This window comes from Vibrio sp. 970 (genome assembly GCF_033339075.1).
In genome coordinates this window covers 1-624 of record NZ_JAWOTW010000483.1, presented here as the reverse complement: position 1 = coordinate 624, position 624 = coordinate 1, and the positions used below count along the sequence as shown (strand labels likewise).

Genomic DNA, 624 nt, shown 5'->3' with positions numbered 1-624 from the left:
CCTGGAATGGCGGCTGATCTGAAGTACCACGTGCACTCATTCCACGCCTTTGGCTCCGCTCATAGCGGTGAAGCGCCTTTCCCTGGCGCAGTCAACAACTGTGAGGCCTGCCATACCAATGCTCAATACAACTTACCTAGCCAACAAAATACGCGCCCTTCTCTTGCAAGTGGCAAGTACTTTAGTCCTGCATTAGTCGCCTGTGGCGCGTGTCACTTAGAGTCATCTTTAGCTAATGCTGACCCGGATACTGTGGCAGGAGATGCGCCTCTGAACCATATGCTGAATCACGGCGCGGTATTTGGAGCAGACACAGCAGCACAAGCCATGGGCTCCGAACAATGTGCGACTTGCCATGCCATTGGTCAGTCACAAGGGGTAGATAAGGTTCACAAGGTATACGACTACCGTTGAATTCGTCATTGAACACAATGCTTTGACAACTAAGGATAAGAAAAGGAAGAGCTATGAAAGCAATGTTTCTGCGGTGGTTGGTAGCTGGGATACTTGGGTTAGGCGTCATCTTCACCGTCAGTTCGGAAGATGTCGCCAAGCCAGAACCCGAAGCGGCGACGTTAACTCAAGAAGAAATTGAAACCATATTAGACACCAAGTTTTCCGAGG

General features: G+C 50.2%; 1 protein-coding gene. It reads left to right on the top strand.

The genetic code is table 11. The features are described from left to right. Window positions 1-414 (top strand): multiheme c-type cytochrome (locus R7Q11_RS27440; protein ID WP_318094473.1); only part of this gene is annotated, 414 nt, incomplete at its 5' end. Window positions 415-624: the final 210 nt, after the last annotated feature.